General features: G+C 35.9%; 1 protein-coding gene. It reads right to left on the bottom strand.

Features of this window, described 5'->3' with window-relative positions; all coding sequences use genetic code 11:
• Positions 1–7: 7 nt before the first annotated feature.
• Positions 8–644 (bottom strand): transposase (locus Q0954_RS34250; protein WP_299466673.1); only part of this gene is annotated, 637 nt, incomplete at its 5' end.

Here is a 644-nt window from a genome sequence, read left to right as displayed (position 1 = left end):
CTGATAATCAGGAAGCTATTTTTTGTATTTGATAGCCCATTCTTAGAGCTTTTTTTTGTAATTTCTTCAACTCCCTTTGCTCGTGTTTCCTTTGATACTCTTGAGCAGAGGTGTGTTTATATTCAGTTTTATTCTTCATCATTACATAAAATATGGTTGCTAGTTTACGTGCAACAGCTTTCACAGCTATACCAGATCCTTTTTTAGCACTTAGTCGTCGATACATTGCTCCTAAATGACACTTACTATTACTAAGCCCCCAAGCAGCTAGTTTAAATGCTTGATTAGTACGACTACTGTGTTTTGATTTGAAGTGACCTAAAACTTTATCCCCCGATATTTTGGGATTAGGCGCAAGTGATGCCCAACTCACAAATTGTTGAGCATTTTTCCATTTACTCATGTCTATACCTGTTTCTGCCAGTATCGTCAGAATGGTGTTTTCAGTTAAACCAGGGATTTGGGTTAAATCCACTTCTACAATGTCTTTAAGGTAAACATTGACATCAAAAGAATAATCGTTCTTTTTTACCTTCTTCGTTTTTTGTCTACTTTCCCACTTCTGCTCATCAATTACTTCTGCGGTTTGCCATTTATGTAGAGTTTTCTCTATTTCTTCTTCACAAACCTTTATCTGCTCATAA

The organism is uncultured Microscilla sp., assembly GCF_947493425.1.
GTDB lineage: Bacteria > Bacteroidota > Bacteroidia > Cytophagales > Microscillaceae > Microscilla.
This window is presented reverse-complemented; position numbering and strand designations above follow the sequence as displayed.